Annotated in this window: 16 protein-coding genes; 10 read left to right on the forward strand and 6 right to left on the reverse strand. The window is 63.6% G+C overall.

The genetic code is table 11. The features are described from left to right. Nucleotides 1-42: 42 nt before the first annotated feature. From DQG19_RS18305 to DQG19_RS18320, 4 genes are all read left to right on the forward strand, one after another. Nucleotides 43-1,338 (forward strand): glycosyltransferase family 4 protein, encoded by a 1,296-nt coding sequence (locus tag DQG19_RS18305; RefSeq protein ID WP_116127749.1) that lies wholly within the window; start codon nucleotides 43-45, stop codon nucleotides 1,336-1,338. After that, the gene (locus DQG19_RS18310; protein ID WP_116127750.1) at nucleotides 1,335-2,036 is read left to right on the forward strand and encodes a PIG-L deacetylase family protein; all 702 of its coding nucleotides are present in this window, start codon (nucleotides 1,335-1,337) and stop codon (nucleotides 2,034-2,036) included. The genes DQG19_RS18305 and DQG19_RS18310 overlap by 4 nt, the downstream gene beginning before the upstream one ends. Before the next feature lie 197 nt (nucleotides 2,037-2,233). Continuing rightward, on the forward strand, nucleotides 2,234-3,139 hold the full coding sequence (locus tag DQG19_RS18315) for a DUF1080 domain-containing protein (protein WP_116127751.1): 906 nt from the start codon (nucleotides 2,234-2,236) through the stop codon (nucleotides 3,137-3,139). A gap of 58 nt (nucleotides 3,140-3,197) precedes the next feature. Then, a complete protein-coding gene (locus DQG19_RS18320; RefSeq protein ID WP_116127752.1) occupies nucleotides 3,198-4,256 on the forward strand; it encodes a glycoside hydrolase family 43 protein in 1,059 nt (352 codons plus the stop codon). A gap of 36 nt (nucleotides 4,257-4,292) precedes the next feature. Here the strand turns inward: DQG19_RS18320 and DQG19_RS18325 are convergent, their stop codons facing one another. The 4 genes from DQG19_RS18325 to DQG19_RS18345 form a co-directional block, all read right to left on the reverse strand. Next, nucleotides 4,293-5,153 (reverse strand): SDR family NAD(P)-dependent oxidoreductase, encoded by an 861-nt coding sequence (locus DQG19_RS18325; protein WP_116127753.1) that lies wholly within the window; start codon nucleotides 5,151-5,153, stop codon nucleotides 4,293-4,295. A 101-nt stretch (nucleotides 5,154-5,254) separates the two neighbouring features. Continuing rightward, the gene (locus DQG19_RS18330) at nucleotides 5,255-7,621 is read right to left on the reverse strand and encodes a glycoside hydrolase family 127 protein (protein ID WP_116127754.1); all 2,367 of its coding nucleotides are present in this window, start codon (nucleotides 7,619-7,621) and stop codon (nucleotides 5,255-5,257) included. 68 nt (nucleotides 7,622-7,689) lie between these two features. Then, complete coding sequence (locus DQG19_RS21245) at nucleotides 7,690-8,394, reverse strand: LytR/AlgR family response regulator transcription factor (protein ID WP_198661802.1); 705 nt, start codon at nucleotides 8,392-8,394, stop codon at nucleotides 7,690-7,692. After that, entirely contained in the window at nucleotides 8,391-9,434 is a 1,044-nt protein-coding gene (locus tag DQG19_RS18345) for a sensor histidine kinase (protein WP_116127755.1), read from the reverse strand. Before DQG19_RS18345 ends, DQG19_RS21245 begins: the two co-directional genes overlap by 4 nt. Before the next feature lie 187 nt (nucleotides 9,435-9,621). Between DQG19_RS18345 and DQG19_RS18350 the strand changes: the two genes are divergently transcribed. Beyond that, nucleotides 9,622-12,177, forward strand: coding sequence for a TonB-dependent receptor (locus tag DQG19_RS18350; protein WP_116127756.1), 2,556 nt, complete (start codon nucleotides 9,622-9,624; stop codon nucleotides 12,175-12,177). Between the two features lie 24 nt (nucleotides 12,178-12,201). Here the strand turns inward: DQG19_RS18350 and DQG19_RS18355 are convergent, their stop codons facing one another. Further along, nucleotides 12,202-13,062, reverse strand: coding sequence for a hypothetical protein (locus tag DQG19_RS18355; RefSeq protein WP_116127757.1), 861 nt, complete (start codon nucleotides 13,060-13,062; stop codon nucleotides 12,202-12,204). Between the two features lie 217 nt (nucleotides 13,063-13,279). On the opposite strand from DQG19_RS18355, the gene DQG19_RS18360 reads away from it, so the two are divergent. Then, nucleotides 13,280-14,734, forward strand: a complete 1,455-nt coding sequence (locus tag DQG19_RS18360; protein ID WP_157974593.1) for an aminotransferase class V-fold PLP-dependent enzyme — start codon at nucleotides 13,280-13,282, stop codon at nucleotides 14,732-14,734. On the opposite strand, the gene DQG19_RS18365 is transcribed toward DQG19_RS18360, so the two are convergent. Continuing rightward, complete coding sequence (locus DQG19_RS18365) at nucleotides 14,731-15,351, reverse strand: RNA polymerase sigma factor (protein ID WP_157974594.1); 621 nt, start codon at nucleotides 15,349-15,351, stop codon at nucleotides 14,731-14,733. The genes DQG19_RS18360 and DQG19_RS18365 overlap by 4 nt on opposite strands. An 84-nt stretch (nucleotides 15,352-15,435) precedes the next feature. Between DQG19_RS18365 and DQG19_RS18370 the strand changes: the two genes are divergently transcribed. From DQG19_RS18370 to DQG19_RS18385, 4 genes are all read left to right on the forward strand, one after another. Then, nucleotides 15,436-16,407, forward strand: a complete 972-nt coding sequence (locus DQG19_RS18370; RefSeq protein ID WP_116127760.1) for a FecR family protein — start codon at nucleotides 15,436-15,438, stop codon at nucleotides 16,405-16,407. Between the two features lie 66 nt (nucleotides 16,408-16,473). After that, a complete protein-coding gene (locus DQG19_RS18375) occupies nucleotides 16,474-19,848 on the forward strand; it encodes a SusC/RagA family TonB-linked outer membrane protein (RefSeq protein ID WP_198661803.1) in 3,375 nt (1,124 codons plus the stop codon). Nucleotides 19,849-19,859: 11 nt separating this feature from the next. Further along, nucleotides 19,860-21,497, forward strand: coding sequence for a RagB/SusD family nutrient uptake outer membrane protein (locus tag DQG19_RS18380; protein ID WP_116127761.1), 1,638 nt, complete (start codon nucleotides 19,860-19,862; stop codon nucleotides 21,495-21,497). Between the two features lie 202 nt (nucleotides 21,498-21,699). Continuing rightward, the gene (locus DQG19_RS18385; protein ID WP_116127762.1) at nucleotides 21,700-23,862 is read left to right on the forward strand and encodes a family 43 glycosylhydrolase; all 2,163 of its coding nucleotides are present in this window, start codon (nucleotides 21,700-21,702) and stop codon (nucleotides 23,860-23,862) included. Nucleotides 23,863-23,895: the final 33 nt, after the last annotated feature.

Consider the following 23,895-nt stretch of genomic DNA (forward strand, 5'->3'; position numbering starts at 1 on the left):
CCCCCCATCAGTCCATCCGTCCTTTCCTACACGACCACGATCATGCGCATCTGCTTCATTTCCCGCCGTTACTTCCCTGCCGTTTCCGGCATGAGCGTCTACGCCCGCAACCTCACCCACGCCCTGGCCGAGCGGGGCCACGAGGTGGTCATGATCAGCCAGTACCGCGAGGACCCCACCGGGGTGGAGATCTACGGCGGCGGGCCGCCCCCCAAAGAGCCCTGGATGGAGGTGCACGGCCTGCGCAGCACGGGGGAAGAACTCGGGGCGGAAGCTCCCCCGGCCGACTTCGAGTCTGACCTGCGGGCGATGGCCGACCTCGCCGAGCAACTGCACGCGAACAAGCCCTTCGACGTGGTCCACGCCCAGTACGCCTACCCCACCGGGCTGGCGGCACTGGAGGTGAGCCGCCGCCTCGGCATCCCCAATGTAGTGAGCATCCAGGGGGGCGACGGACACTGGGTCGGCAGCTGCTGCACCACCCACCAGCTGGCCATGGACGCCGTGCTGAACCACAGTATGGCCCTGGCGATCGGCTGCAACAGCTTCCGCGACGAGGTGGTGGAAAACCACGGTACCGATCCCGCGCGCTTTACCATCGTACCCGGCGCGACCAACGTCGACCAGTTCACGCCCCGCGGGGCCGCCCATCCGAACCTCATCGACAGCGTCGTGGCCCTGGGTGAACTGCGCGAACCGGCGCGCCTGCTGTACCACGGGCGGGTGGATAAGCGGAAGGGCAGCCTGGACTTCATCCGCTGCGGGGCCCGCCTGGTGGAGGAGGGGTACGACGTGAGTCTCACCGTGAGCGGCATCGGACCCGACTTCGCCGAAACCCGTCAACTTGCGCTGGAGCTGGGGCTGGGTGACCGCTGCTCCTTCCCCGGCGAGGCCGACTACGCCGACGCGCCGGCCCGCTACCACGCCGGCGACATCTTCCTGAGCCCCACCTACGCCGAGGGCTTTTCCAATACCATCCTGGAGGCGATGGCGAGCGGATTGCCCATCGTGAGCACCCGCACCGTGGGCGTGGTCGACTGCCTGCGCGACGGGGAGAACGCCCTGCTCGTCGAAGCCGGTGACCTCGAGGCGCTGACCGCCGCCACCCGTCGCCTGCTCGACGACGAGCAACTGCGCTTCGACCTGGCCCGCGTCGCCTACCGCGAGGTGCGCGACAAGTACAGCTGGCCGGTCGTGGCCGAGCAGATCGAGACGGTGTACCAGACCCTATTAGACCAACCGGTCGACCGCAGCTGGACCGACATCATCACCGCCGGGGCCAGCGTAGCGGACGCCGACCTGAGTTGTCGCTTCCGCACCCAACCCCACCTGCTGTGATCCTGGCCCTGAGCCCCCACCTCGACGACGTGGTCTTTTCCTGCGGCGGCTACCTATACGACAAAGTTCAGGCGGGGACGCGGGTGCAGTGCGTGACCATATTCACGGCAACGGTGCCGGTACTGAGCGAATTTGCTTTGGCGTGCCGCCTTGATAAGGAGCTGGACGGCACGGTGGACTACATGGCGCTGCGGCGAGCCGAGGACCGGAACGCAAGTGCCCTGCTGGGGATCGATCCCCTGCACTGGGAATTTGCCGAGGCGCCCCACCGCGGGTACGTTTCCGCCCCCGACCTCTTCGCCGGCGTGCACGATGACGACCCGCTGGAGCGCGCGCGGCTGGACCAAAAAATTCGGGAGCACCTAGCCGATGCCCCGTACACCGAGGTGTTGTATCCCTACGGGGCGGGCAATCACGCCGATCACCTGCAGCTTATCGCGGCGGTGGAGCGCGTTCGTCCGGCCTTTCCGGCGGTCCGCTTCCGGCGCTACTACGATATGCCCTACGCCGCCCGGTTCCGGGACCGCTACCCGGAACTCGGGGAGACGGTCCCGGCTTACCCGCTGGGCGACGCTACCCTGCGGCAAAAACTGGCGGCGTGTGCGGCCTACGCTAGCCAATTGGGCTTCCAGTTTGGAGACCGTGCGGGGATGGAAGCAACGTTGGGACTGGTGGAGTACCTTATCTACGTCCGCTAGGGACCGGTAACTCACTCCCCCCGCACCCGCGCACCGCCGCCCCGCGAGCTGGTGGACGGCACGGAGAGGGTTTCTCTGTCGCGTTAGTCCTGCGGGTATCCGCGCCCGGGCGGAGCGCCTCCGCGTCGACGTAGTCGCTCTGCGGTGAACCACCAAGTAGCAATTAATCCGGTACTTAGCAGTCTCAACGTGTGCCCATGCCCCGCTTTATTTCCTGTCTCCTTTTCCTGCTACCCCTCGTCCTGTGCACCTGCGCGCGGCCGACGGCCCCCGACACTACCCTGCCCCGCGAAACGGGGGAATGGACCTCCCTCATCGATCCGGAACTTTCGGACTGGGACACCTACCTGAGTTTCAAGCACCAACTGGGCTACGACGGCTCGGCGCCGGTCGACGAAGCCGGGAACCCGATCGCGCCCATCGGGATGAACCCGACGGGCTACGACGTATTCACCACCGTGCAGGAGGACGGGGCCGACGTGATCCGCGTCAGCGGCGAATACTACGGTTGCCTGATCTCGAAGGAAGAATACGCCGACTACCACCTGCAGGTGAAGTTCCGCTGGGGCGATAGGAAGTGGGTACCCCGCCGGGACCTGCTTAAGGACTCCGGCGTGCTGTACCACTCCATCGGCCCTCCCGGCGCGGAGCACTGGCGGACCTGGATGCTCTCCCAGGAATTCCAGATCATGGAGGGCCACACCGGCGACTACTGGAACCAGGCCTCCTCCGCCATGAACATCCGGGCCTATACCCCGGAGTACCTGATGAACCCCATGGCCGACGCTACCCAGGACTACCTCCACATCGGTACCGGCGGACCCTATAAGAACTACTGCCTGCGCAGCAACAACTACGAGAATCCCCACGGCGAGTGGAACACCCTGGACCTGATCTGCTACGAAGACAAGGCCCTGCACATCGTGAACGGAGAGGTGGTCATGATCCTGAAAGACTCCCGCTACGTCAACGATGCCGGGGAGGTAGTGCCCCTCACCAGGGGAAAGCTACAGCTGCAGAGCGAGGCGGCGGAGGTATTTTACAAGGACATCCGGATCACCCCGCTGGAGCGGCTGGATCCTGCCTACGCGGCTTACTTCTGACCTCGCCTGAGGCTCCGGGACTCCCCCCGCACCGCCGCCCTACGGTATATTGGACGCCATGAATAAGCTATTCCCTCTCCTGCTGCTGCTCGCGGCCTGCGGTACGCCCAAACCGGAGCCGGCTACCGCTACCGCCGCACAGGCAGACATGGCCGCTTACCTGATGACCTACTTCAAGGACAACGACCACAGCCTCCACTTCGCGCTGAGTACGGACGGCTACACCTTCACCGACGTCAACGGCGGGGAAGCGGTCATCGGCGGCGACTCGATCGCCAGCCAGCGGGGCATCCGCGACCCGCACATCACGCGGGGACCGGACGGCGCCTTCTACGTGGCCATGACCGACCTGCACCTCTTTGCCCGGCGCCTGGGCTACCGGGAAACCACCTGGGAGCGGCCGGAGGAACAGTACGGCTGGGGGAATAACCGCGGCTTCGTACTGATGAAGTCGCACGACCTGATCGACTGGACCCACCACAACTTCATCTTCGAGGAGGCCTTTCCGGAGCTGGGCCCGATCGGCTCCACCTGGGCGCCGCAGACCATCTACGACCCCGAGGAGGACAAGATGATGCTCTACTTCACCATGCGCCTCGGCAACGGGAAGACCAAGATGTACTACGCCTACACCGACGACGACTTCACGCGGGCGGTGACCCGGCCCGAACTCATTTTCGAATACCCCGACACGAATATCCAGGTGCTGGACGCCGACATTATCCGGATGCCCGACGGGCGCTACTGCATGACCTACGTGGCCCAGGAACAGCCGGGCGGCATCAAGAAAGCCGTCTCCGACCACATCAACCGCGGGTACGTCTACGAATCCGAGATGGTCGACCGCGAACCCGGCGCCTGCGAAGCACCGAATATGTGGCAGCGGATCGGGGAGGAGGAATACGTGCTGATGTACGACGTCTTCAGCGTGGACCCCCACAATTTCGGCTTCGTTGAAACGACCGACTTCGTTACCTGGGAAGGCATCGGCCACTTCAACGAGGGGGTGATGAAGACGACGAATTTTACCTCTCCGAAGCACGGGGCGGTGGTGCAGCTCACGCGGAAGGAGGCCACCACGCTGGCCACGCACTGGGGGATGCCGCTCGAATTCTAACCCCCCTCGTTTGTAACGGCCGGGGTTGGAGGTTGGTTACCGGATCGAGGTGTGGCCGTCCATGGAGTGATCCAGGTCGAGGTCCGTCGCGGGTTGCTGCTTGAAGGATTTCGCGGCCTGGTCCCCGACGGGCCCCTTGCCGATGGTAATTCCTCCGTCGACCATGTATACGGCGCCGGTCACGTAGCTGGCCTCGTCCGAAGCCAGGAAGAGGTAGACGTTGGCTACTTCCTCCGGCGTGCCCCGGCGGCCCATCAGGTTGGCCTGGTTGTTGAGCTTCTCCATCTTCTTGTCCATGGGGCCGGTCTCCTTGTGCGTCCAGGCCGTATCGATGGGTCCGGGTCCGACGATGTTGCAGCGTACCCCGTAGGCGGCCTGCTCGCCCGCGACCCCCTTGGCGAAGGCCATCACGAAGCCTTTGGTGCCGCCGTACGGCGTGTTCTGGGGGATACCTAGCACACCGGCCTCGGAGCCCGCGCATACGATGTTGCCCTTCGTCTTCTGGAGCTCGGGCAGGGCCGCCTTGGTCATCACGAAAACGGAGCGCACGTTGTTGCGGAGCATGTAGTCGAAGCCTTCCTCGGTATAGTCGGTCAGTTCGTTGGTCTCTACGAATACCCCGGCGTTGTTGATCAGGATGTCCAGCTTTCCGTACTCGTTGACGGCGGTCTTCACGCAGTCGGTGGCCGCCTGGAGGGTGGTAAGATCCCCCTTGAACGGCAGCGCGCTGCCCCCGGCGGTACGAATATCGGCGGCTACGTCGTCGACCGGGTCTTCCGGCAGGCCGGCGACGATCACCCGCGCGCCTTCGCGGGCAAATAGTTTGGCGATGGCTTCGCCGATGCCGGCTCCGCCGCCGGTCACGATTGCTACTCTATCTTTCAGTCGGGTTCCCATAATTTTCTGATTTTAGGTTTCTTATCCTACGTATCGGGCCAATATGGAGTTCGGAACCAGCAGCCTTTTGGAAACATCCTGTTACCAAGCCGCCAGCCCCCTTATCGCAGAAGGCGGACATCGAAAATCGATGCCGTAGTACTTCCCGGCGCGGCTTCGAAGCGAACCGTGATCCCGTCGGCAACCGCGCGATCGGTCACCGCGGCGGGCAGCTCGTATTCGCGGGTGTAGAAGACCGGGGCGAGATCGTCCTGCAGGTCTACCGTAGCTACCTTTTTGCCGTTCACGACCAAGTCAAAGGAACGGTCGCGTTCGCCACCGAAGAAGGTGAGCTGTAGCCGCCGGCCCACGCCCTCCGGGTCACTGAGCGTATAGGCAAAGTAATCCCGCGTATTACGGTACAGGCGCCCTTCGCGGATGCCGCTGCGGTCCTTTTCCCCGGTATAGTCGTGTTCTACCTCGGGTTGCTGCTCGCCGGGGATCACCCGGTCCACGGTGCGCTCCTCCAGTTGCTGGCTTTTGGCCGCCTGCTCCTCCTGAAAGGCCTGCCATTCGGCCAGGTCCTCCGGGGTGGTGACGCGCCAGTAGATCATGTAGCGCGCGTCGTGCAGCCGGTAGAAGGGGATCAGGGTGAGGTCGGAGGCGGTTGCCGGATAGAGCACGTCGGGCGCGGTGAGTTGCAGGGGGCCGGTATCGGATACCCGGAATGCGTCGACGACCGTAGCGGGGTCACCGAGCAGCACCGGCGCGTCGGCGAGGGGCCGCGTAGGGCCACTGGCTACGTGGCCCATCCGGGAATCGTCCGCAACCAGCCCTTCGATGTCTTCGGTGCCGGTCTTGGCCGCCATGACCAGGGGGCCGTGTACGACCGCGTAGTAGGCGCTCCCATCGGGCAGCCCCTCCAGCCGGGTGCGCATCGGCAGCGACAACACTACCCGGTCGCCGGGTGACCACGTACGGGTGAGCGACAGGTAGCCCGCGTGAGAGGTATCCGCCTGCACCGCTTCGCCGTTGACCAGCAGGTCTGGCAGCCCGTCGGTCAGCCAGTCCGGCCGCCGCAGAAGCAGCGTGAAGCGGGCGGGCTCCTCTCCGTCGATCCGCAGTTCGGTGCGGGCCTCATCGGGGAAGGTATTGGTTTGCGCCACCTGCACGCCCCGCTCCCGCCAGTCGAGGGTGGAGGGGATATACAGATTGACCAGCAGGGTGTCGGAGCCGTAGTGGGCGTAGATCATCTCCCCGTACTTGGTGTGGTTCTCCAGGCCGGAGCCGACGCAGCACCACATGGAGGTCTGCGGGGCGGAGTACACCCGGTAGTGTTCGGGCCGCATGGGCGTGAAGTACACGAAGCCGCCCCGGTCGGGGTGCTCGGAGGACAGAATGTGATTGTACAGTGCGCGCTCGTAGTAGGTCAGGTACCGTTCTCCGCCCTCGGTCTCGTAGAGTTGCTTGCTGAGCCGCAGCATATTGTAGGTATTGCAGGTTTCGGGCCCCTGCACGTCTTCGATCATCGGCGAAAAGTTGTCGGCGGGGTGGAAGTGCTCCCGGACGCTGTTGCCGCCGATGGCCACGGTACGGTTTTCCACGACTTCCGTCCAGAAGTACCGGGCCGCGGCGTGCCAGGCGGTGTCTCCGCTGAGTTCCGCGATCCGCTCGAAGCCGATCACCTTCGGGATCTGGGTGTTGGCGTGCATGCCGGTGAGCCGGTCCTCGTGCTCCAGCAGCGGATCCAGCAGCTCCCGGTCGGAGAAGCGGCGGGCCAGCTCGAGGTACTTGTCATCGCCGGAGATCTCCGCCAAATCGGCGAAGCTTTCGTTCATCCCCCCCGGCTCGGCGTAGAGTATCTCCTGCAGCTGCTCGTCGCTCAGCGGGGAGAGCAGGTCATGGGCCCACGATCCCAGGGCGAGGAGCATGTCGCGGGCGCGGGCGCTGCCGGCGTAGGTCCAGGCGTCACGCAGGCCGGCGAAGAGCTTGTGCAGGTTGTAGATGGGCACCCAGCGGTCGTTCAGGGAGAAGCGCTGCGCTTCGATCTGTCCGGCCGCCAGCTCCCGCCACACCTCCCGGGCGTCCGGCACCCCGCCGACGTAGCCGTCCCCCCCGGCCTCCTGGGCGCGCTGGATGCCGTCGAGCATGTAGTCGAGCCGCATCCGCACGGAATCCGACCCGGTAGCCGCGTACAGCATCGACAACGCCGAAATGTAGTGGCCGCCGATGTGGCCGCCGAGGCCGCCGGATTCCCAGTTGCCGTACTTCGGTTGGTCGGGGGGAAGCCCCGCCCCCTCCAGGTAGGGGGCCAGGAGCCGGTCGGGGTCCAGCGCCATGAGGTAGTCGTAATCCCGCTCCTCGGCGTTCAGAAAAGGACTCTCCGCCAGGCGTACCGCCGAAAGGGGAAAGAGATCGGGGCCGGTAGACTGGCCGGTGAGCACCGGCAGAAAACTGACCGACAAAAGGAGGCTTGCAATGATCTTCATAATTGTAAATATGACAATTTTCAGCCGCTCCCGGTTGCCACCCTGTAAAGTTTGGTCATGCGGGCGCTCTATTTTGTACCGAGGCGCGCGGTCAGGTGTTCGGCGAAGGTCTCCCCGACCGGCAGCCAGTCCGGGCCGATCCGCAGCCGATATTTCTGTTTGGCATCGATCCGGGCCAGATTGACGAGGTAGCTGCGGTGGATCCGCTGGAAACCCCGCTCCCGCAGCTGTTCGGTAAGGTGCTTCAGCCGTTCCAGGGTAATGACGGGCCGGTCCTGCCCCGCCAGGTGGATCTTTACGTAGTCGCCCATACTCTCCACGAAGCGGATATCGGCCGTGACGATCCGCACTTCCTCGTACTCCGAATAGACGTAAAAATGGTCTGGCGGGGACGCAGGTGCCGGGCCCGGTTCCCGGAGCCGGATCCACTCGGCGGCCTTTCCCAACGCCCGCTGGAAGCGCTCGGGGCGCACGGGTTTCACCAGGTAGTCCACCACGTCGAGCTCGAAACCCTCGTGGGCGTGTTCCCGGTAGGCGGTAAGGAAGATGATCAGGGGCCGCTCCTCGGGCAGCTGCCGGACGAACTCCAGCCCGCTCACGTCGGGCATGTTGATGTCGGACAGCAGCAGGTCGACCGTATTCTCACCCAAAAAAGCGGCGGCGGCCGCCGCGTCCGTAAAGGTGCGCAGCAGCTCCCAGTCCGGCGCGTCGCGCGCCAGGCGCTCCACCAGGAGCAGAGCCAGGGGCTCGTCGTCGAGGGCGATGAAGGTCATTCGGCGAGGGTTAGGGCGAGGGCTACGCGGTGACGGTCGCCGCCGTTGTCCACCTGCAGGTCGTAGCGGCGGGCGTAGGAGTGATCGAGCCGCTGCCGCGTGTTCGCCATCCCGATTCCGGAAGGGTTGCCCTGCCGCTGCTTGCTGTCCGGCAGCAGGAGATTGACCACCTCCAGGCGAAGCCGTTTGTCCTCCAGGCGGATGCGCACCTCGATCGTACACGGCTGCCGCGTGGTGAGGCCGTGCTTGAAGGCGTTTTCCACGAAGGGGACCAGGATCATCGGCTCGATCTCCAGCCCCTCGGGCACCGACGCCGGCAATTCCACCCGCAGGTCGGCGTTGGGGGGGAGCCGCAGGCGCTGGAGGTCCACGTAACTTTGGATGAACTGGAGGTCGCGGACCAGCGGCACGCGCCGGCTCGCGCATTCGTAGAGGATGTAGCTCACCATCTCCGACAGTTTCAGCAGGGCATCGGGGGTACGGTCCGGCGCGGTCAGCGACAGTACGTAAAGGTTGTTGATGGTGTTAAGCAGGAAGTGCGGATTGATCTGCGATTTCAGCAGGGCGATCTCGGCCTCCAGGCGCTGACGGTTGGCCTGTTCCTCCGCTTTCTTCTTTTCCTCGAAGGCGGTAAAGCCGCGGAAGGTCGCCGCGACCCCGAAGACCGTCATGCCGAGGAAAATGGCCGGGACGACCATCCAGCCTATCGGCCGCGCGGGTTCCCCGGCACCTGCGTCCGCGCCCCCCCTGACCGCTTCCAGGAGCAGCCAATCGGTAGCGACCGAGAAGCTCACGTATACCAGGAACGCCAGCACCGCCCACCCGTAGAAACTGCGCTTGCGGCCGGAGAAATACAGCGGCAGCACCGCGTAGTACAGGAGGTTGTAGTAGACCGCGAAGCCCGCGACGCGCAGCGTGATCAGCAGGTAGCTGTCGAAGGAGCGGGCAGCCGTATCCCCCGTGAGGACGAAGAGCAGCCACAGCCCGATCCAGACGGTCGCCTGCAGGACAATGGAGCGGGAGATGCGGGGGGTGGACATAGGCGGAAGCGGCTGATGGGATAAAGATCGGCTTTTCAAACCGGCGGCGGCGGGGCGCGGGTGCGGGGTTCGTCGGGACAATCCCCGGGTTCACCGAGACACCCGCATCCGGGCTCAAACGCGCGCTGACCTTTGTGTTGCAACCAAGGAAACCGGCACGGATGCCGGCCCGCAAACGCCCCAAATTATGAAATACACTATCCTCCTCGTCTTTGCCCTGCTGCTGGCTTCCGGCGCTTCCCTTCATGCTCAGTTTCCCGGCGGCGGCCCCGGCGGTCCGGGGGGTGCCCGGCCGGCCACGGCGGGACGCGTATACGGCAAGGTGGTCGACGAAACCGGCGCCGGCGTGTCCTACGCCACCGTGCAGGTAGAAGGCAAGGTGATGGACCCCGCCACCAAGGAACTGCGCGATACCATCTATGCCGGACAGTTCACCCAGGACAACGGCGACTTCAACTTCGAGCAGGTATCCGCCAGGGGGCCGCTGGAAGTGGTGGTATCCTTCCTGGGCTACGCCGAGATCCGCCAGCCCTTCGACTTCAGCGGCGGCCCCACGAAGGACCTCGGGAACCTCTCCCTGGCCGCTGCCGCCAGCAACCTCGCCGAAGTGACGGTAACGGCGGAGGCCTCCCTCTCCACCCTCTCGCTCGACCGCAAGTCGTACCGCGTGGACAAGGACCTGAGCACCGCCGGCGGTACGGCCGTGGACGCGCTGAAGAACGTGCCGTCCCTGTCGGTCGACCTCGACGGTAACGTCAGCCTCCGCAACGGTGCGCCCCAGGTCTTCATCGACGGGCGGCCCTCCACCCTCACGCTCGACCAGATCCCCGCCAACTCCATCGAGAGCGTGGAGGTGATCACCAACCCCTCGGCAAAGTTTGACGCCGGCGGCGGGGCGGCGGGCATCGTCAATATCGTCCTGAAGAAGGACCAGCAGGTCGGCTACAACGGCAACCTGCGGCTGGGAGGCGACACCCAGGGGGGCTACAACCTCGGCGGCGACATCAACGCCCGCGGCGGCAAGGTCAACCTCTTCGGGTCGGGCATGCTCATGAGTCGCCAGGGAACCACGGTGGGTACCACCGAGCGCGAAACCTTCTCCGACACCCCGAATACCCTCATCTCCCAGCGCAGCGAATCCGACATGAACGGCACCTTCGGGAACGTCCGGGCCGGCCTGGACTACTTCCTCGACAACCGCAACACCCTGACCCTGAGCGGCAACTATATGCGCGGCGCCTTCACCCCGACCGAGTACCTCACTAACACGACCGACTACCGCTACGGTACGGGCACCGAAACGACTTCCTACGAGCGCTTCAGCGACCAGGACCGCAACTTCCGCAACTCCGGCGCCTCCCTGCAGTTCAAGCACCTCTTCCCGAAGCAGGGGGCGGAATGGACGGCCGACGCGAACTACAACCAGGTCAGGTTCGACGGCAACAGCCTCTACCGCAACGTCTACGACAACGGCAACGTAAGCCAGCAGCGGCAGGAGTCGACGGGCAGCGGAAGCTTCCTGACCCTGCAGTCGGACTTCATCGCCGCCATCGACGACAAGACGAAGCTCGAGGGCGGCATCAAGGCAACCCTGCGCAGCAACAGTACCGACCAGTCCAACTTCGTCAACTACGGAGACGGCGAAGACTGGGAGCAGATCACCCAGTTGTCCGACCAGTTCTCCTTTCAGGACAATGTCTTCGCCGGCTACCTGCAGGCTGGCCGGGAGATCGGCGACTGGGGCTTCCAGGTGGGACTGCGGGCCGAGAGCTCCTTCTACAAAGGCACCCTCACCGGCATGGATTCCTCCTTCACCATCGACTACCCCATCAGCCTGTTCCCGAGCGCCTTCCTGACCCGCAAGCTGAACGAGACCGACCAGCTGCAGCTGGCCTATACCCGCCGCATCAACCGGCCGAACTTCTTCCAGACGATGCCCTTCACCGACTTCTCCGACTCCCTGAACCTGCGCCGCGGCAATCCCCAGCTGCTGCCCGAGTTCACCAACTCGCTGGAGCTGTCGTACCAGAACATCTTCCCCAGCGGTAATAACCTGCTGGTGTCGCTTTACTACAAACAGGCCACCGACCTGATCGCCGCCTACCAGATATCGGAGTATAACGAGCAACTGGGCGAGGACGCCATCGTGACCAGCTACGCCAATACCAACAGCGCCACCGCCTACGGTGCCGAGGTGACCCTGAAGAACAACTTCTTCGGCTGGCTCGACCTGACCTCCAACCTCAACGCCTACCAATCGGTCGTCGACGCCGGCAACCTCGAGTCCGGCCTGCAGGTCAACCGCCTCAGCGGCTTCCTGAAGGAGACCGCCCAGATCAAGTTGCCCAAGGATTTCGCCCTCCAGTTCAACGGCGAGTACCGCACCCGCGCCTCCTTCACCCCGACCACGAACAACGACCCCTTCGCCGGCGGCGGTGGCGGCCCCAGCCAGAACACGGCACAGGGCTACACCCAGTCGATATGGTTCGTCGACGCCTCCCTGCGCAAGGACTTCTGGAACAACGCCGCTTCCCTTACCCTCGGCATACAGGATATCTTCGGCAGCCGCAAGTTCGGCAGCTACACGCTCACGGACTTCTTCAGTCAGGAGACTTCCCGCCTGGCTAATCCGCAAACCGTTCGCCTCAACTTCTCCTACCGCTTCGGCAAGATGGATGCCTCGCTGTTCCAGCGGAAGAACACCAACTCCAGTTCCCAGGGATCGGACATGATCGGAGGATAGCCGATGACGGGGCGGTGAACCCAACTAGTTCAGCGGGGCCGCGCCCACGCGCAGGCTGTAGCGCCCGATGTAGGTGTCGATGGCCGAGACGAGCTTCCGGTAGTCGTCGATCCGGTAATAGGTGAGATCGACGCGCGTTTCCCGCCCCTCCGGGCCGACCAGGACCAGTACGGCCTCCGCCTGGTAGAGGCGGTACGCCAGGTAGTCGTGCCAGTAGTGCATCGTCAGTTCGGGTACCCGCAGCAGCACCCCGGCCGCACTGATCTCCAGTGCCGTGCCGCGGAAGGGCAGGTGACGGTACATCGACCAGTCGCGGTTCGGGTAGGCCGCCGCCACCAGCAACACGAGGCCCGGATAGGGACGCGGAAAACGAAGCAGCACGACCGCCGCAACGAGTGCGATCGCCACGCGGGCCACCAGCGATACCAGCAGGTAACGCCGCCGCAGGCGGAAACCGTAGCGGCGCGGGGCATCCACACCGAAGTACAGGGTTTCGAGGGCCCGCATCTCGGCGTTTCGCTCCAGCACCTCCTGCATGCGTTGGCGGGGGTCGCCGCCGCGCCCGGGGGGGTCTACCGCCGCGCCGGAAGCGGGCAGCAGCCACCAGCGGGTGGCCAGGGTTTCGAGCCGCCACCAGTCGATTTCGTCGAGCCCGCTGAAGTGGTGGATCCGCCACCGGATCAGCGCCCCGGCCCGCCAGCGCCGGGCGCCGAGGTAGCCGCCGCCGAGCGCGGCCAGCACCACGGGCACCGTCCACACCCAGCCCGCACCCCACACGGCCAGCGCGGCGGCCAAGGGCGTGCCGAGGAAGAGCAGGAGAGCGGGCACGGAGACCCAACAATGCCCCGTGATCACCCGGCGGAGCAGGTTGGAGGAGGATGCCATACGGTAAGTACGCCGCCGTGCCCCCCCGTCGTACTCCGGGGATGGCCTTTAACCCGCGGCCGCAGGTGCGGTGTGCGCCCCCAGCCGGCCGGCCGCTGCGGGCGGGAAAAGGCAGATTTGTCCTATTTTCCAGTGGGGGTACCGGGCTGCCCGATTTCCGGTAACACATTACATCGGGTGCATATAAAGGATTATGTCCATGTCCCATTCTCCGGCTTTGTCCACCGCATTCACCGCCATCCGCGACGGCATCATCGGTTCCCGTCAGCGTATCACCACCCTCCCCCACCCGGAGGGGATCCCCCTTGTCTACGCCGACTGGACGGCCAGCGGGCGGGCGTACGGTCCCATTGAGGATACGATCCGCGAACGGATCCTGCCCTTCATGGCCAATACCCATACCGATACCAACTCCACCGGTAGCGCCATGACCCACGCCTACCATACGGCCCGGCAGGTCATCCGCGACCACGTCAATGCATCGGCGGACGACGTACTGATCTGTACGGGCTCCGGAATGACCGGCGCGGTAAACAAATTACAGCGGCTGCTGGGGCTGAAACGGGATTTCGCCGACCGCCCCGAACAGCGGCCGGTGGTCTTCGTCAGTGACATGGAGCACCACAGTAACCACACGAGCTGGCTGGAAACGGGCGCGGAGGTCGTGATCGTCGCGTGCAACGCGCGCGGCCTGGTGTGTCCGCGTCGCTTCGCCGCGGCCGTAGCGGACTATCCCGCGGACCGGCCGAAGTACGCCGCCGTGACGGCCTGCTCCAACGTCACGGGCATCGAATCGCCGTACCACGCGATCGCGGAGGTCATGCACGCCGCTGGCGGCTATTGCTTCGTGGATTTTGCCTGTTCGGCGCCCTACGTGCCCATCGATCTCCACCCCCCGGGCCGGCCCGACGCCGCCCTCGACGCCGTGTACTTCAGTCCCCACAAATTTCTGGGCGGACCGGGCAGCTGCGGCGTGCTGCTGGTACACCGCCGGCACCTGCGCTCCGCCGTCCCCGATCACCCCGGTGGCGGAACCGTAAGCTGGACCAACCCCTGGGGGGAGCACCGCTTCCTGCCCGACCCCGAGCAGCGCGAGGACGGGGGCACGCCGGCGATCCTGCAGACCATCCGCGCCGCCCTGGCCATCCGTCTGAAAGAACAAATGGGAACCGATGCCATGCGGGAACGCGAGAAGTCACTGATGTCCGTCCTGTGGGAGGGCCTGGACCGCATTCCGGAGGTGGAGGTGCTCGACGGCGAACACCGGGAACGGTTGGCCATCGTTTCCTTCAACCTGCGGGGCCTGCCCTTTGCCCTGGCCGTCAAGCTGCTGAACGACCGCTACGGCGTGCAGGTCCGTGGCGGATGCTCCTGCGCGGGCACCTATGGCCATCGCTTGCTGGGCATCGACCGGGCGACGTCGGCCCGCACGCTGCGCCGCCTCGACGAGGGACTGCCCGTCCGGCGGCCGGGTTGGGTACGCCTGAGTCTACACCCCACCACTACCCACGAGGAAGTCCACTACCTGCTCCAAGCCATCCGGGGCGTGGCGCGTCATCACCGGGAGTGGGCGACGGAGTACACCGTGTGTCCTGATACGGGTACCGTAGCACCCTGTCGTCCCGCCGCCGACCGGCAGTTGCTCGGGCGTATCTCGGAGGTCTTTGCTTAGAATCTTGTCCGGAAGAACAGGAGTAGGAGGGCCAGCAGCTCGGGGTGGGAGCTGAGGTAATCCCGCAGAAAATGATTAGCGCGTGAGAGGTGCACGCGTACCGTGGCCTCGGCGATGCCCAGACGGCGGGCGATGCTGCCATTGGTCAGGCCCGAGCGGTAGTGCAGGTTAAATATTTCACGCTGCCGATCGGGCATGCGCTGGATCGCCAGCTCCGCGATCTCCAGGTAGTCGCTCAGGATCAGGTCCTCCTCCGCGCGTGCCGGCGCGGCGATCCGCTGGTCGGCTGCGTAGCGTTCTTCCTGGTGGTCGAGCCGGCGTTCCCGCTTCAGGTAGTTCCAGGCGAGGTCGCGGGTGATCTTGTGCAGGAGGGGGGAAACAGGCTGGTCCGGATCGACGATAGCCCGCTTTTTCCACAACTGGAGAAAAACGTCGGAGGTGATTTCTTCGGCCGCCGGTGCGCTACCCGTCAGCTTAAGCGAAAAGCCGTACACCCGTGGGTGGCACTGGTCATATATCCACGTGAAGCTTTGCAGATCACCCCCCCTGAGTTTTTCGAGGTGGCTCCGCCAGTTCTGGGTTTGCACGATTGTCTTTTCACTAATAAAGTTTTTCAAGATACGACTTTTCAAAAAAAATTGCCCATTCAGTAAACGATCTTTATTTGTCTTTTGGACTATTGTACGAAGCGATCACTGCAAATGTCCAAATCAGAACTGTCTATCCTGCTTGCGAAAGTTCGTTCAGGAACGTGTACGCCCACCGAGGCGGACCGCCTATACACCCTCGCCCGCCAGCTGCCCAAGTCCGAGGCGGAGCCCATTCTCTGGGCGCTCTGGGAGCGGGATGGCTTTACGGAGCGGTTGCCGCCGGCCTTCGCACAGCGGCTGCTTGATCGCGTAGGGCAGGAAGGCGGAACGACGAAGCGGGGACGCCGCCGCTGGATGCAGGTCGCCTCACTGGCGGCGGCCGTAGCCCTCGTCGTTTTCGCCGGTTTCTACGTGCTGGGTCGGGAAACTACCATCACCACTTCGACGGCCTTCGGCGAGCAACGCACGCTGGAGCTGCCGGACGGATCCCGGGTGCGGCTTAACGCGAATTCCGTCCTCCGCTATGCGGAGAGTTGGGACGATACCGAAGACCGGGAAGTCTGGCTCGACGGCGAGGCCTTCTTCGAGGTAACCAAGAAGCGGTCCACCGGTCAGAAGTTCCGCGTCATCACCCCTGACCTGTCTATCTCCGTGCTCGGTACGGTATTCAACGTGAACCGGCAGCAGGACCAGACCAGCGTGTACCTGGAGGAGGGCAGCATCGCCCTGGAGCTCACCGATTCCGGGTCTGCGGAGCAGCTGATGGAGCCCGGGGAGCTGGTCACCTATTCGGCCGTCCGGCAAGAAGTAATCGCCGACAAGAAGATTGACGAGCCGAAGGTGCATACGTCCTGGAAGGACGGCGTGCTCACCTTCGACGATACGCCCCTCGCCGACGTCCTCGGGCGGGTCGAAAACCTCTACGGCGTGCACATCGCCGTGGAGGACTCCACCCTATTCCAACGAAAAATCACCGGAGGCCTCCCCATGGCCGACCTGGAGATCGTGATCCCCCTGCTCGAGCAGGTAAGCGGTTACCAGCTCGACGCCGTGAAGCCGGGCTCCTACATCATGCATCGATAATCAACCCGTAGTCGATCGCCCCGTCGGAATTCTCCGGGGCATTCATGCCTTTAAATCACGCCACTCATGCAAAGAATATTTTACCAACTTTCGGGATTGCTCCTGCTGGCTCTATTGGCCACGGGCATGAAAGCTCCCGTGCCGGGCACGCACGCCGGCTTGTCTACCGGCCCCGCACCCGCGGCCTCCGACCGCTTAGCGCAGCGGCAGCTTATTGAAGTACTGAAGGAGATGGAGCAACGCTACCGGGTTTTCTTCACCTACGAACGGCAACTACTGGCCGACGTGGAGGTAGACTTCGACTTTCGCGCCGAAGAAGACCTGGAGGAGGCCATCGCCCGCCTGCTGTCGGAAACCGGCTTCCTCCACAAGACGTACGGAGACAAGTACCTGGTCATCTTCCGCGATACCGAAGAAAGCCGTAGCAACGCCCGTAAGCTGGGCCGTAAGCTCCGGCAGATCAAGCGACTGGAGGAAAGCTCCGGCATTTCCGTGCAGTCCAGTTCCGCAGGGCCCATCGAGCGGTTCAGCACCGTGGCCCGGGCCATCGCCGCCCAGAAGACGGCCATCACCGTCACCGGGCGCGTCACCGACATCACCGGCACGACCCTGATCGGCGTGACCGTCCTGATCAAGGGGACTTCCTCGGGTACGATCACCGACATCGACGGCGACTACAGCCTGAGCGGCGTAGAGGACAACGACACCCTGCTGTTTTCCTCCATCGGCTACCTCAGCGCGGAGCTGCCGGTCAACGGCCGCACGACCATTGACGTGCAGCTGCAGGAGAACGTGGAGGCCCTCGAGGAGGTGGTCGTGATCGGCTACGGTACCCAGAAGAAGTCGGATATCACCGGATCGGTGGCTTCCGTGCCGAGCGACCGGCTGGAGAACCTGCCGGTGACGAACGTACTCTCCGCCATCCAGGGTACGACCGCCGGGTTACAGATCTCGCAGGGGTCGTCGGTTCCCGGCAGTACCGGCAGCATCCAGGTGCGGGGCATCAACTCGATCAACGCGAACAACAGTCCCTTCATCGTGCTCGACGGCGCTCCCTTCTTCGGTGACATCAACGACATCAACAGCAACGACATCGCCTCGATCGAGATTCTCAAGGACGCCTCGGCGGTAGCCATCTACGGTACCCGCGGCGCCAACGGCGTCATCCTCATCACGACCAAGCGCGGAAAGACCGGTGCGCCCCGCATCGGCTACGCCGGCTACGTAGGCCTGGAACGGGTCAACAATACCCTGGAGTTTTTGGGGCCGGACGCCTACGTCGATAAGTACGCCGACTACGTAGAGGCGGTCGGGCTCGACCTGGATCGCGCCCTGCCCAACCAGGAGGAGATCGACAACCTGGAAGCCGGTCGTACGGTGGACTGGATCGACGAGGTCACCAGAACCGGCGTCCTGCAGGAACATAACCTCACCGTCTCCGGGGGTACGGACAACATCCAGTACTACGTGACCGGCGGCCGCCTCGACCAGCAGGGCGTAATAGCGGGCTACCAGTACGAGCGGACCAACGTGCGGACGAACCTGGACGCCACGCTCACCGACTGGTTCAAGGCCGGCACCTCCCTGGCCTTCACGCTGAATAACTACGACGGCGGCCGCGCCAACTTCCTCAACGCCACGGCCGCCAGTCCGTACGGCACGCTCTACAACGAGGAGGGGGGCTACAAGATCTTCCCGATGGAGCCGGAACTGCTCTTCGCCAACCCCTTCCTGGGTACCACTACCGACCAGGTACGGCGGCGCCACAACCTGATCGGGGGCGGCTACATCGAGCTTACGCCCGGCTTCCTGCCCGGCCTGAGCTACCGGCTCAACGGGAACTATACGTTGGAGCAGCGGCGCAACTCCGGCTACGAGGGTGCCGCCGCCAACAACCCCGCCGGCTATGCCTTCTCCGACTTCAACCAGACCGACAACTGGGTCCTGGAAAACATCCTGAACTACAACCGGGAGTTCGGCCGCCACACCATAGGGGCTACCGCGCTGTACAGCGCCCAAAAGTCACAGTACTTCTCCTTCGACGCCAACGCCAACACCTTCGTCAACGACCAGCTCTCGTACTTCAATATCGGGTCGGGGCAGAACCGCAACGCGGGCAGCTACGGCGACGGGCAGAGCCTGCTTTCGCAAATGATCCGTGTGAACTACGGCTTCGACAGCCGCTACCTGCTGACGGTGACCGCCCGCCGCGACGGCTACTCCGCCTTCGGCGATAATACCGACAAATACGGCCTGTTCCCCTCCTTTGCTCTAGGCTGGAATATCGCCAACGAATCCTTCATGGACGGCCTCGGCGCGATCGACAACCTGAAGCTGCGCTTCAGCTACGGGCAGTCGGGCAACCAGGCCATCGGCGTGAACCAGACGGCCACCATCGCCTTCCCCGTCCGCTATCCCTTTGGCGGCTCCAGCCAGATCGGCACCCTGATCGGCGACCTGGGCAACGAGAACCTGGAGTGGGAGACCACCACCTCGGCCAACCTGGGCGTCGACTTCGGCCTCTGGGACGGCCGCGTGAGTGGCAGCCTGGAGGTATACCAGTCCCGCACCACCGATATCCTGCTCCGGCGCGCCCTTCCGCTCATCACCGGATCCGGCTCGATCTGGGACAACCTCGGCGTGCTGGATAATAAAGGCATCGAGTTCTCCTTCAACAGCGTCAACCTCCGCGCCGGCAACTTCCGCTGGGAGACCAGCTTTAATATCGCCTCCAACCGCAACAAACTGGTGGAGCTCTACGGCGACGGACAGGACGACATCGGCAACGGCTGGTTCCTGGGTGAACCGCTGGGTACCGTCTACACCCAACGCTGGATCGGCGTGTGGCAGGAGGGCGAAGACCCCTCCGAGACCGATCCGGGTGCCGTTCCCGGTGACCTGAAGTTCGAAGACATCAACGGCGACGGCGTGATCAACGGCGACGACCGGGTGATCGTCGGCAACAACCTGCCCGACTACTACGGCGGCCTGACCAACACCTTCCACTACAATAATTTCCACCTCAGCGTCTTCCTGCAGTACTCGCAGGGCGGACTCAAGTACAACCCCGACGCCTTCTACGGCGACGAGGTAGGCCGCCGCAACATCCCCACCAACTACCAGTACTGGACCGAGGGCAACCCTATCGGTACGGCGCCTTCCCTCTCCTACCGCGGACGGTTGGGATCCTGGAACCTGAACGACCCGAGCTACGTCCGGCTCAAGGACGTACGGCTGAGCTACGCCGTTCCCTCCAACGTGCTGAACCGGGTCGGCATGCAGGCCCTGACGATCTACGTCACCGGCCGCAACCTGTACACCTGGACCGACTGGCAAGGCTGGGATCCGGAAAACAACCTCGACGGCCGGGGTTCGGGAAACTGGACCAATAACTACCCCTTCGTCCGCACCTTTTCCTTCGGCGTCAACCTGACCCTCTAAAAAGAATCATCATGCAATCAGTACAGAATTACCTTAAGGCCGCGGTGTGTGGGGTTTTAATCCTCACGACCGCCGCTTCCTGCCAGAAAGAGTTCCTCGACGAGGAAGTCCTGAACAATTTCGCCCCGGAAACCCTCACCGATGAGGCCGGCCTGGAGGCCTCCCTTCTGGGCCTCTACAATCACTTCAGTACCCTGTACACCTACAGCGGTCCGCAGGGCTGGCCGGCGGTGTGGCAAACGGGTACCGACATCGCCTGGTCTACGCAGCCGCAGGGGATCGAGATTCCCTTTTTCAACTACAACCTGCTTTCCTCGGACAACGAGGCGGCCGGCTACACTTGGAACTGGGCCTACGTAATGATCAAGAATACTAACTTCATCATCGCCAACCTCGAATCCGACGCCGTGGCTACGCTGCCCGAGGAGCGCGTGACTGAGCTGCTGGCCGAGGCGCGCTTCTTCCGCGGCCACGCCTACAATACCCTGGCCACCGCCTTCGGCGGCGTACCGCTCGTGACCGAGCCGATCACCGAACCACGGACCGACTTCGTACGTGCCCCGCTCGAGGAGGTCAACGCCCTCATCGAGAGTGACCTGATGTACGCGGCGGAAAACCTGCCGGACATTGAGAACGTGACCGTAGTGGACAACGTACGGGCCACCTCGCGCGCCAACCGCCACATGGCCAATCACCTGCTGAGCGAGTTCTTCCTCCGCACCGGCGACAACGCCGCCGCCGAGGCCCAGGCCGATATCGTGATCAACAGTGGCCTCTTCAGTTTGATCACCGAACGGTACGGCATCCAGGCCAGTGAACCCGGTACTCCTTTCTCCGACATGTTCCTCTACGGCAACCAACGCCGCCGGCAGGGCAACACCGAGGGCATCTGGGTACTGGAGGCCGAGAATCCGCGCGACGTGCCCGGCGGACAGACCAACGCCCCGCAGCAGCGCCGCATCTGGGGAGCGGCCTACCACCAGAAGGACGGCATGGCCATCGCCGACTCCCTCGGCGGTCGCGGTATCGCCCGGATCCGCCTGAATAATTACGTACTTTACGACCTGTACCCCGAAGGCGACATCCGCAACAGCCGTCACAGCATCCACCGGCAGTTTTACTACAATAATCCTGCGGAGCAATACAGCGACATCTACGGCGAACCGGTCCCCTACGCGGGTCCCGACACCATCTTCATCATCCCGCCCTACACCCTCAAGTGGGGTCACTTCGATCCGCTGGACCTGTTCGGCTTCGGGATGTGGAAGGACTTCATCCTGATGCGCCTGGGCGAAACCTACCTGTTCCGCGCGGAAGCGGAGTTCAAACAGGGTAAGCTCGAGGAAGCCGCCGAGACGATCAATATCCTGCGCGAACGCGCCGAAGCCCCGCTGGTGGAGGCCGGCGACATCGACCTCGACTTTATCCTGGACGAACGCATCCGCGAACTGCTCGCCGAGGAGAACCGGCGCTTTACGCTCATGCGGACCGGCACCCTCGTCGACCGAGCTTACCGCTACTTCGGAGACAACCCGGTAGAGAACTACCAATTGCAGGGGCTCACCGAAACCCACCTGCTGCTACCGATCCCCCAGCGGGAAATCGACCTCAACAAGGACGCCGAACTGAAACAGAACCCCGGCTACTAAGCTAATGTGTTAACTGTGTCCGACCGGGTAACGGGCCACGTGGCGTGTTACCCGGTCTTTTTTTAGCCCCGCCGGCAGCGGACTTAGAAACGGACGCAGCGGTTAATTGTCGTAAAGACAATTTATAATTATCTTGGCCTATTCCCCGATCTGCGCTTCGGATCCCTTCCGGGGCAGGTCGATCATCTCCTACCTTATCATCATGCGCTTCCTTCCTTTCGTATTACTTGTTGGCCTGAGCCAGCTTTTGTCCGGCTGTGCGGGCACCCCGTCCGGTACCGGAGAACCCTCCGGCAGTGAATATTCCGCTTACCTGTTTACCTATTTCACGGGCAATGCCCAGGCGGACGAGCAGGTTCATTACGCCGTGAGCCTCGACGGCTACAACTACCACGCCCTGAACGGCGACGCGCCGGTGCTGGACTCCCGCGCGATCAGCTCTACCGGCGGCGTACGCGACCCCCACATCCTGCGCGGCCCCGACGGCAATTTCTACATGGTCGTCACCGACATGGTCTCCGCCAACGGCTGGTCGTCGAACCGGGCCATGGTCCTGCTGAAGTCTTCCAACCTCATCAACTGGACCTCCAGCGTGGTCAACATCCAGGAACGGTTCGACAATCAGGACAGCCTCCTGCGGGTGTGGGCACCCCAGACCATTTATGACCCCGCGGAGGACAAGTTCATGGTCTACTATTCCATGAAGCACGGCAACGAGCCCGACAAGATCTACTACGCCTACACCAACGACGACTTCACCGACCTGGCCACCGAGCCCAAGCAACTGCTCTACACCCCCGACGGCGGGGCGGCCATCGACGGCGACATCATCCCCTTCGACGGCAAGTACTATATGTTCTTCAAGACCGAGGACCGCGGCAAGGGCATTAAGGTCGCGGTTTCCGACAGCCTCACGGGCGAGTACGCGGTCGGCGACGACTTCGTGCAGCAGACCACCTTCCAGGTGGAAGGCAGCAGCGTCTTCAAGCTGATCGACAGCGACGACTATATCCTGATGTACGACATGTACACGAAGGGCGAGTACCAGTTTACGCGCACCTCCGACCTGCAAAATTTCGAAGTGATCGACGAGGACGTGAGTATGGACTTCCACCCCCGCCACGGCACCGTCATCCCCATCACTTCCCGCGAACTGGAGCGTTTGCTGTCGGCCTACGGCCGCCCCGATGACCTGATCGTCCAGGCCACCGCCCCCGAGATCCGGAAGATCAACATCCGGCTCGACAGCACCGCCAACGAACTGGAGCTCCCCCTGCTGCCCGACACCGACCTGAGCGCCTTCGACCCCCAATTTCCGGAAATGGCCGGCTTGCGCATCACCCCCGCCGGCCCGCAAGACTTCACCGACGGCCCCGTCACCTACACTCTCCAGCTGGAGGGGCACGAACCGGAGACCTACGACGTGTCGGCCACCGTGCGCAACAACCCCGTCCTGACCGGCTACTACGCCGACCCCGACGTGCTGTACTCCGAAAAGACCGGCAAGTTCTATCTCTACCCTACCTCCGACGGCTTCAACGGCTGGTCGGGCACCTACTTCAAGACCTTCTCCTCCCCCGACCTCGTGCACTGGACCGATGAGGGCATCATCCTTGACCTCGAGAAAGACGTCGAATGGGCCGACCGCAACGCCTGGGCACCCTGCATCCTGGAAGCCGAGATCGACGGCGAATACAAGTACTTCTACTACTTTACGGCCGCCCAGAAAATTGGCGTGGCGACGAGCGATTCCCCCACCGGCCCATTCACCGACAGCGGCAAGGCGCTCATCGACTATAAACCCGAAGGCGCCCGGGGCGGCCAGGAGATCGATCCCGAGGTCTTCGCCGATCCGCAGTCCGGCAAGACCTACCTCTACTGGGGCAACGGCTATATGGCCGTGGCCGAACTGAACGATGACCTGGTAAGCCTCAAGCCGGGTACCACCAAGCTACTGAACCCCGGCAGCACCTACCGGGAGGGCACCACCATATTCTTCCGCAACGGTACGTACTACTTCCTCTGGAGCGAGAACGACACCCGCGATCCTTCCTACCGCGTCCGCTACGCCACGGCCCTGTCACCGTTGGGCCCGCTGACCATTCCCGAGAATAATCTGGTCATCCAGACCAACGAGGAGGCCGAGATCTACGGCACCGGCCATAACTCCGTGATCCAGGTACCGGGCACCGACGACTGGTACATCGTTTACCACCGCTTCAACTACCCCAACGGCATCAGTATGGGCCGCGCGGCCGGCTTCCACCGCGAGACGGCCATCGACAAACTCGCGTTCAACCCCGACGGCAGCATCCGCCCGGCAACGCCCACCCACGCAGGCATCCGGCCGGTCACCCCACGCTAAGCTCTCATTAGGCTTATCTTCATATCCTCGATC

The organism is Lewinella sp. IMCC34183 (genome assembly GCF_003390915.1).
Taxonomy (GTDB): Bacteria; Bacteroidota; Bacteroidia; order Chitinophagales; family Saprospiraceae; genus Neolewinella.